This is a genomic window from Pseudoduganella sp. (assembly GCF_041914865.1).
GTDB lineage: Bacteria > Pseudomonadota > Gammaproteobacteria > Burkholderiales > Burkholderiaceae_D > Rugamonas.
This window is the reverse complement of sequence record NZ_JAYSCO010000067.1, coordinates 23,211-31,534: the sequence shown is the minus strand read 5'-3', so window position 1 is coordinate 31,534 and position 8,324 is coordinate 23,211. Positions and strand designations below refer to the sequence as shown.

General features: G+C 67.2%; 8 protein-coding genes. 4 read left to right on the top strand and 4 right to left on the bottom strand.

What is annotated here, in order from left to right:
* The 4 genes from ACE3TQ_RS23030 to ACE3TQ_RS23015 all read left to right on the top strand — a co-directional run.
* Window positions 1–503, top strand: a 503-nt coding sequence (locus ACE3TQ_RS23030; RefSeq protein WP_374585393.1) for a GspE/PulE family protein, incomplete at its 5' end; no start/stop codon positions are given.
* A 3-nt stretch (window positions 504–506) separates the two neighbouring features.
* Window positions 507–1,727, top strand: a complete 1,221-nt coding sequence (gspF, locus tag ACE3TQ_RS23025) for a type II secretion system inner membrane protein GspF (protein WP_374585391.1) — start codon at window positions 507–509, stop codon at window positions 1,725–1,727.
* Between the two features lie 15 nt (window positions 1,728–1,742).
* Window positions 1,743–2,333, top strand: a complete 591-nt coding sequence (locus tag ACE3TQ_RS23020; protein WP_374585389.1) for a type II secretion system protein N — start codon at window positions 1,743–1,745, stop codon at window positions 2,331–2,333.
* Window positions 2,330–4,615, top strand: coding sequence for a patatin-like phospholipase family protein (locus tag ACE3TQ_RS23015; RefSeq protein ID WP_374585388.1), 2,286 nt, complete (start codon window positions 2,330–2,332; stop codon window positions 4,613–4,615). The genes ACE3TQ_RS23020 and ACE3TQ_RS23015 overlap by 4 nt, the downstream gene beginning before the upstream one ends.
* 129 nt (window positions 4,616–4,744) lie before the next feature.
* Here the strand turns inward: ACE3TQ_RS23015 and ACE3TQ_RS23010 are convergent, their stop codons facing one another.
* The 4 genes from ACE3TQ_RS23010 to ACE3TQ_RS22995 form a co-directional block, all read right to left on the bottom strand.
* The gene (locus tag ACE3TQ_RS23010) at window positions 4,745–4,957 is read right to left on the bottom strand and encodes a hypothetical protein (RefSeq protein WP_374585387.1); all 213 of its coding nucleotides are present in this window, start codon (window positions 4,955–4,957) and stop codon (window positions 4,745–4,747) included.
* Window positions 4,957–6,291, bottom strand: coding sequence for an ATP-dependent protease ATPase subunit HslU (hslU, locus tag ACE3TQ_RS23005; protein ID WP_374585385.1), 1,335 nt, complete (start codon window positions 6,289–6,291; stop codon window positions 4,957–4,959). The genes ACE3TQ_RS23010 and hslU overlap by 1 nt, the downstream gene beginning before the upstream one ends.
* The gene (gene hslV, locus ACE3TQ_RS23000; RefSeq protein ID WP_374585383.1) at window positions 6,288–6,830 is read right to left on the bottom strand and encodes an ATP-dependent protease subunit HslV; all 543 of its coding nucleotides are present in this window, start codon (window positions 6,828–6,830) and stop codon (window positions 6,288–6,290) included. The genes hslU and hslV overlap by 4 nt, the downstream gene beginning before the upstream one ends.
* A gap of 132 nt (window positions 6,831–6,962) precedes the next feature.
* A complete protein-coding gene (locus ACE3TQ_RS22995) occupies window positions 6,963–8,294 on the bottom strand; it encodes a hypothetical protein (protein WP_374585381.1) in 1,332 nt (443 codons plus the stop codon).
* Window positions 8,295–8,324 lie beyond the last annotated feature (30 nt).

Here is an 8,324-nt window from a genome sequence, read left to right as displayed (position 1 = left end):
GCGCCATCCTGCGCCAGGACCCGGACGTGATCATGATCGGCGAGATCCGCGACCTGGAAACGGCGCAGATCGCGGTGCAGGCTTCGCTCACCGGCCACCTGGTGCTGGCGACGCTGCACACCAACGACGCCGCCGCCGCCGTGACCCGTCTGCTGGACATGGGCATCGAACCCTTCCTGCTGTCGTCGTCGCTGCTGGGCGTGCTGGCGCAGCGCCTGGTGCGCAAGTTGTGCCCGAGCTGCAAGACCTTCGACGGCGTGCAATGGAAAGCGGTTGGCTGCGAGCATTGCGGCAACACCGGCTACCAGGGCCGCGTCGGCATCTACGAGCTGCTGCAGACCGACGACGCCATCCGCGCCCAGATCCACGACCGCAGCTCGGAGGCGGAAATCCGCGCGGCGGCGCAGCGCCACGGCATGAGCACCATGCGCGAAGACGGCGAACGCTGGCTGCAGCAAGGCGTGACCACGCAGGCCGAATTGCTGCGCGTAGCGAAGGACTAAGCGATGCCGGCCTTCCGTTATGAAGCCGTCGATGCGGCGGGCGCCAGCAAGAAGGGCGTGGTCAATGCCGACAGCGCCCGTTCCGCGCGCGCCGACCTGCGCTCGCAGGGCCTGACGCCGATCAAGGTCGATGCGATTTCGGCCCAGGTCGACGCCAGCGGCGCCACGGCGCGCCGCGGTTTCGGCGAGAAGCTGAGTACCACCGAGCTGGCGCTGTTCACGCGCCAGCTGGCCAGCCTGCTGGAAGCCGGCCTGCCGCTGGAGCAGGCCTTCACCGCCTTGCTGGAGCAGGCCGAGCGCCCCTATGTGCGCGACCTGGTGGCCTCGATCCGTTCGGAAGTGATGGGCGGCTCCTCGCTGTCGGATGCGCTGGCGCGCCACCCGCGCGACTTCCAGGAAATCTACCGCGCCCTGGTGGCGTCGGGTGAGCAGATCGGCCAGCTGTCGCGCGTGCTGTCGCGCCTGGCCGACTACATCGAGCGGCGCAATGCGCTGGTGCAGAAGGTGAAGCTGGCCTTCACCTACCCGGCCATCGTCACCGTGGTGGCGTTCCTGATCGTGATCTTCCTGCTCACCTATGTGGTGCCGCAGATCGTGTCCGTGTTCGCCAACACCAAGCAAAAGCTGCCGCTGCTGACGGTGGTCATGCTGGCCATTTCCGATTTTGTGCGCAACTATGGCTTCATCATGCTCGGCATGGCGGTGGCGGGCGGCTTCCTGGTGCGGCGCCTGCTGCAGAACCCCGACGTCAAGCTGCGTTGGCATACCTGGCTGCTGACGGCGCCGCTGTACGGCAAATTCGAGCGCAGCCTGAATACCTCGCGCTTTGCCAGCACCCTGGCCATCACCACCGGTTCCGGCGTGCCGATCCTGCGCGCGCTGGAAACCAGCCGCGATACGCTGTCCAACGTGGCCATGCGCCAGCTGGTCGAGCAGGCCAGCGATTCGGTGCGCGAGGGCGCCAGCCTGGCGCGCTCGCTGTCGGCGCAAAAGCACTTCCCGCCGATGCTGATCCACATGATCCGCGCCGGCGAAATCACGGGCGAGCTGCCCGCCATGCTGGACCGCGCCGCCAGCGCGCAGGAATCGGACCTGGAGCGCCGCACGCTGACCATTGCCGGCCTGCTGGAGCCGATGCTGATCCTGGCCATGGGTGTGGTGGTGCTGCTGATCGTGCTGGCCGTGCTGATGCCGATTATCGAAATCAACCAGCTGGTGCGCTGATACTGGAGAATTGAATTGAAACGTTTGCCTTTGATAAGCAGTGTGGCCGCGGTGGCGCTGTTGTCCGCCTCGCTGGCCTACTGGGGCATGCAGCTGTTTAAGCCGAAGCAGCGTCCGATCGCGGCGGTGCCGGCGGCGCAGGTGCCGGAAGCGAGCCTGGATGCGGCGCGCGGCCTGTTCGGCGGCAATACCGCGGTGGCAGCGGTCAGCAATTTCCAGCTGCGCGGTGTGGTGGCCGATACGCGCGGGCGCGGCAGCGTGGCGATCATTTCGACCGATGCGCAGCCGGCCAAGGCTTTCCCGGTCGGCGCGGAAGTGGCGCCGGGCGTGAGCGTGAAGGAGGTGCAGGCGCGCCATGTGATCCTGCTGGAAGGCGGGGTGCAGAAGCGCCTTGATCTGATGGTGGATGCGGGCGGCAGCGCGTCGCTCGCGATGCCGCCGCCGATGGAACAGCCGCAGGCGGGGCCGATGCCGCCTCCGCCGCAGCAGATGATGCCGGCGCCGCCGCCGCCCGCACAGCCGGCGCCGCCGCCGGTGCAGATGGCGCCGGCCCAGCCGCCGACCACTTCGGCACAACCGACGGGCGGGGCGCCGCAGACGCGATGAAGTTGCTGGTACTGGCCCTCGGTTTGTGCGTGGGCTTGGCCTGCGCTGCCGAACCCCGGCAAAGCGGGGTCAGACCCGAGGGTCAGACCCCCGACACGCCGCTGCCGCAGGCCCCGGGTCAGACCCTTGGGTCTGACCCTGCCGTACCGGGTTTAGCCCGCCCCAAAGTCGCCCTCGTATTAAGCGGCGGCGGCGCACGCGGCTTCGCCCACGTCGGCGTCCTGCGCGCCCTGCAGGAAATGCGCATCCCGGTCGACATCGTGGTCGGCACGTCGATGGGCAGCGTGATCGGCGGCGCCTGGGCCGCCGGCGCATCGCTCAAAGACCTCGAGAAGATGGCCGCCAGCACCGACTGGGACAGCGTGGTGGCCGACCGTCCCGCGCGCGACGAGCTGCATTTCCGCCGCCGCGACGAAGACATCCTCCTGCCCTCGCGCATCGAATTCGGCATCACCCTGAAAGGCGTGCAAGGCCCGCCCGGCGCCGCCGGCAACGCCGCGCTGGAAATGGCCCTGCAACGCCTGCTGCCGCCCGGCACGCGCGACCTGCCGGTGAGCCAGCTGCCGCTGCCATTCCGCTCGGTCGCCTCCGACCTGCTGACCGGCGAGCTGGTCGTGCTCGACAACACCCCGCTGTTCCAGACCATGCGCGCCTCGCTGGCCGTGCCGGGCGTGTTCGCGCCGGTGCGCATCAAGGACCACCTGGTGGTGGACGGCGGCCTGGTACGCAACCTGCCGGTCGACATGGCGCGCGCCATGGGCGCCGACATCGTCATCGCCGTCAACGTCGGCACCACGCTGGCGCCGGAGAAGGAGCTGGGCAGCGCGCTGGGCGTGGCCAACCAGATGCTGCAGATCCTCACCGAGCAGAACGTGCAGCGCTCGCTGAGCGAGTTGCGCAAGGACGATATCCTGATCTCGCCCAAGCTGGACGGCATCAGCTTCCTCGACTTCTCGACCTGGGACAAGGCGATGCAGGCGGGCGAGGCCGCCGCGCGCGCGCTGGCGCCGCGCCTGGCCGCGCTGGCGCTGCCCGAGCACGACTACATCAGCATGGAGAGTTTGCGCCTGGCGACGCCGGCCGACACCGACCGCCCGGTCAAGCTGGCCAGGGTGCAGGTGCAGGGCACGCGCGATGTGAACCCGGAAGTGCTGGTCAGCCAGTCCGGCCTGGAGCCGGGCCAGCCCACCACGCGCGAGCAGGTGCGCCAGGCAGCGGTGGCCTTGTACGGCCGCGGCGACATGGCGCGCGTGGAAACCGACATCGACGACCTGGAAGGCGAGCGCACCGTCACCATCCGCGCTACCGAGGCGGAGTGGGCGCGCAGCCGCATGCGGGTTGGCCTGGAACTGGCCAGCGACTTCCGCGACTCGAACGACTTCGCCATCAAGGTGATGCACGTGCGCTCGGCGCTCAACAGCTGGGGCGGCGAGATCCGCACCGAAGGACGCCTGGGCAATGAGCGCGGCATCGGCGTGCAGTGGTGGCAGCCGCTGGGCGCGGGCGGCAAATGGTTCTTCATGCCGTCGGCGCAGATCGGCAACATCGCCGGCGATATCTTTGTCCGCCAGCAGCGCATGGCGCGCGTCTCGTACAGCGCGCGCGGGGCGTCGCTGGCGCTGGGGCGCCAGTTCGGCAACTGGGGCGAGTTTTCGTTCGGCGTGGCGCGCCAGGCTTATTCGGTGCGGCCTTTGATTCCGCAAGACCCGACGGCGGACGTGGTGCGCAAGTACGACAGCACGACCTTTGCGCGCTTCCGTGTCGATACGCTCGATTCGCTGGCCTTCCCGACACGCGGCACGCTGCTGACCATCGGGCGCCAGCGCACGCCGGGCAGCGGGCAGGGCGTGGGCACGGCGGCGTCCAACTGGAGCGCCACGGTGCTGCAGGCTTTCCGGGTCGATGACTGGGCCGGGCATGTGTCGCTGGAGTGGGCCAAGGCGCAGGCCGGGGCCTCGCCGGTGTCGCTGGGCGGCTTCCTGCGCTTGTCGGGGACGCCGACCAATTCGATCCAGGACCCGACCATGATGCTGGGGCGGGTGGTGCTGGCGCGGCGTATCGCCTCGCTGCCGAGTGCTTTCGGCGGGACGCTGCGGGCGGGGTTCTCGCTGGAGACGGGCGGGGGATTCGACCGCGCGTCGGATGCGACGGGGCGGGCGCTGAAGCAGGCCGGCAGTGCGTTCCTGTCGGTGGAGACGCGCTTTGGGCCGCTGTTCCTGGGGGCCGGCGCGACGCGCGAGGGCGAGCAGACCCTGTATCTGTTCCTCGGTCCGGTCTGGTAGGAATCCGGCAAAGCTGGGCAGCGGTGGGTGCGGGTTTAGTCCTTTGACGTCCGGCGCAGAGCAACAGCGCACAACCGAAACCCCCGGCAGCCGAACCGACAGGGTCTGACCCTCGGGTCAGACCCTGGTTTACCGGTTTTCGTCCTCAGCCTCGCCGCGCAGCTTCTTATCGATCAGCTTTTTGCCCGCCTGCCGCTCCGCGGTAACCCGGCTCTTGTCATGCGGCCCGGCCGCGCGCCCCTTGGCCAGCGCCGCAATCGGATTGCGGGGCTTGCCAAAGTGCTGCGACGGCTCGACGCGGATACGCATCTTCTGCCGCGTGGCCAGTGCCTTGTTCGCCATTACAGTACGTAGCGCGACAAATCTTCGTTGACGGCCAGCGCATCCAGCCGCTGGTTCACATACGCCGCATCGATCACCACATGCTTGTCGCCGCTTTCGGTGGCGCTGAAGGAAATCTCCTCCAGCAGCTTCTCCATCACGGTGTACAAGCGGCGCGCGCCGATGTTCTCGGTGCGCTCGTTGACCTGGAAGGCAATCTCCGCCAGGCGGTTGATGCCGTCCGGCGCGAAGTCCAGCTGCACGCCCTCGGTGGCCAGCAAGGCCTGGTACTGCTTGGTCAGGCAGGCATCGGTACTGGTCAGGATGCGTTCAAAATCGGCAATCGAGAGCGACTCCAGCTCCACGCGGATCGGGAAGCGGCCCTGCAGCTCCGGGATCAGGTCCGACGGCTTGGCCAGGTGGAAGGCGCCCGAAGCGATGAACAGGATATGGTCGGTGCGCACCATGCCGTACTTGGTGTTGACGGTGGTGCCCTCCACCAGCGGCAGCAGGTCGCGCTGCACGCCTGCGCGCGAAACGTCGGCGCCGCCCACTTCCGAGCGCGAGGCGATCTTGTCCACCTCGTCGAGGAAGACGATGCCGTTCTGCTCCACATTGGCCAGCGCAATCTTCTTCATCTCGTCTTCGTTGACCAGCTTGGCCGCTTCCTCGTCCAGCAGCAGCTTCATGGCCTCCTTGATCTTGATCTTGCGCGCCTTCTTGCGGCCGCCGCCCATGCCGGAGAACATGGACTTGATCTGCTCCGTCATTTCCTCCATGCCGGGCGGCGCCATGATCTCCATGGTCGGGCTTTGCTCGGCCAGCTCGATCTCGATTTCCTTGTCATCCAGCTCGCCCTGGCGCAGGCGCTTGCGGAAGGTCTGGCGCGTGGTGTCGTCGCTGCGCGGCTCGTTGCCGCCGGCGGAGAAGCCGAAATCGCGCGGCGGCGGCAGCAGGATATCGAGCACGCGGTCTTCCGCCGCATCTTCGGCGCGCGCGCGCACCTTGGCCATTTCCGACTGGCGCGTCTGTTTCACGCCGATGTCGATCAGGTCGCGGATGATGGTGTCGACGTCGCGGCCGACGTAGCCCACTTCGGTGAACTTGGTCGCTTCGACCTTGATGAACGGGGCGTCGGCCAGCTTGGCCAGGCGGCGCGCGATCTCGGTCTTGCCGACGCCGGTCGGGCCGATCATCAGGATATTCTTGGGCGTGATCTCGTGGCGCAGCGGCTCTTCCACCTGCTGCCGGCGCCAGCGGTTGCGCAGCGCGATGGCGACGGCCTTCTTGGCCTTGCCCTGGCCGACCACATGCTTGTCGAGTTCGCCGACGATTTCTTGAGGGGTCATGTTCATGCTGGGTCCAGGGTCTCGATGATGTGGTTCAGGTTGGTGTAGATGCACAGTTCGCCGGCGATGGTCAGCGACTTCTTCACGATGTCGGCAGGGGACAGGTCGGTGTTCTGCGCCAGCGCCAGGGCGGCCGACTGGGCATAGCTGCCGCCGGAGCCGATGGCGCCGATGCCGTGTTCCGGTTCCAGCACGTCGCCGTTACCGGTGATCACCAGGGTGGAATCCTTGTCGGCCACCAGCAGCATGGCCTCCAGGCGGCGCAGCACGCGGTCGGTGCGCCAGTCCTTGGCCATCTCAACCGACGCGCGCAGCAGGTGGCCCTGGTGCTTTTCCAGCTTGGCTTCGAAACGGTCGAGCAGGGTGAAGGCGTCGGCCGTGCCGCCGGCGAAGCCGCACAGCACCTTGTTCTGGTACAGCTTACGCACCTTGCGCGCCGTGCCCTTCATGACGATATTGCCCAGGGTAACCTGGCCATCGCCACCGATCGCCACCTCATTGCCGCGACGCACGCACAGGATGGTGGTGCCGTGAAATTGTTCCATGTTAATGCCTTTGTATTGGGATTAACGCGACATTTGGGGACGCCCGCCGCAAAATTCAATGTTGCCGAAAAAATGGGGACGTACCCCATTTTTCTGCGAAAAATGGGGTACGTCCCCATTTTTTCGGCAATATCAGTATTTGTGCGGGAACAGCCGCGCTATATCAGCATAGCCCAGCAAACGCATCAGCGCTGCCACCAGGTGGTTGAGGTCGCGGAATTCGATGCGGCGTTGGCCGCCTTCCGACAGTTCGGCGATCTTCGATTGCAGGGCGCTGGCGGCGCCGAATTCCATGCGCGCCAGGCGACCGCAGTCGAACACCAGGGCCGGGTACTGGCCGGCGTATTCGTCGATGGCGGCCAGCAGCTTGCTGGTGTCGCCTTCGATCACGGCAGGCAGCATGAAGCGGTCGGAGGCGCCGGCGGTGGCCTGGCGCGGGGCGTTGGCCACCTTGCTCGGGGCGACGAAGGGCGGCGGCGACACTTCGAAGGTGACGCAGTAGTCCATCGACGATTCTTCGAAGTCTTTTTCGCGGTTCAGCAGGCGCAACAGTTCGAGGTAGAGCAGCCATGGCGCTTCGCCGCCATCGCGGTTGCCGATGGTGAGGATGGCGCGCACCTGGTCGGCCAGCTCGGTGGCGCCGACCACCACCAGCTCGCGCTCGCCGCCTTGCAGCTTTTTCAGGGCGGCCAGCAGCAGGGCGCAGCCTTCCGGATCAACGCCGTTGACGCGCGAGAAGTCGAGGCGCAGCGGCAGCTTCTGGTCCATGCTGTCGAGCCGCTCGAGCTGCGGCGCCGCAGCGGCGCTGAGGATGCCGGCCAGGGCCAGGGTGGGCGCCACGCCGGCATAACCGGACGCCACCGGCGCTTCGCTGGCGGCGCTGGCGGGCGGCACCCAGGACGGCGGCGAGGTTTCGTACTGGCTGGCGTAGTCGATCGAAATGTTTTCGAACGCTTCCTGCTTGCCGAGCGCCTGGTACAGGTCGAACAGCATCCACCAGACGGTGCGGTCCTGGGCGGCGTCGGGCAGGCTGCCCAGCAGCATCTGCTCGGCGACCTCCGACTGGCCGTTCGAATACAGGATGGCGATTTCTTCCACGATCGGCGCGCTTTCGGCGGCCGCCGCTTCCAGCGGCACATCCTCGTCGCCCAGCAGCTCCGTGGTGTACTGGTCCAGCATCGGCAGCGTGGCGTCGTCGTTGCTGGCGGTGGCGGCGGCCGGCTGCAGCTGGCGCGGGCGGCGGGCCCAGGCCGGTTCCGGTTCGTTGAAGATGTCAGCCGCCATCGCCGCCTCGATGGCGTCGATCTTCATGGCGGTGGCACGCGCGATTTCGCGCTGCAAATCCGATTGCTGCGCGCGCTGACGCTCCAGTTCGCTGTTCGCGGCCAGGCGTGCAGCGCTGTCGTCGTCATCGGTGATGACGTCGTCAGCCTTGCCTTTTTTGAAAATGGAGAACAGTCCCATAGGATCACTAGTGTAGCCCAAGGGAAAAAA

Excerpts from the sequence above, each read along its gene's own strand:
- hslU (WP_374585385.1), bottom strand. The coding sequence starts at position 6,291 with ATGAACATGACCCCTCAAGAAATCGTCGGCGAACTCGACAAGCATGTG.
- gspF (WP_374585391.1), top strand. The coding sequence starts at position 507 with ATGCCGGCCTTCCGTTATGAAGCCGTCGATGCGGCGGGCGCCAGCAAG.
- ACE3TQ_RS23015 (WP_374585388.1), top strand. The coding sequence starts at position 2,330 with ATGAAGTTGCTGGTACTGGCCCTCGGTTTGTGCGTGGGCTTGGCCTGC.
- ACE3TQ_RS22995 (WP_374585381.1), bottom strand. The coding sequence starts at position 8,294 with ATGGGACTGTTCTCCATTTTCAAAAAAGGCAAGGCTGACGACGTCATC.
- ACE3TQ_RS23010 (WP_374585387.1), bottom strand. The coding sequence starts at position 4,957 with ATGGCGAACAAGGCACTGGCCACGCGGCAGAAGATGCGTATCCGCGTC.
- hslV (WP_374585383.1), bottom strand. The coding sequence starts at position 6,830 with ATGGAACAATTTCACGGCACCACCATCCTGTGCGTGCGTCGCGGCAAT.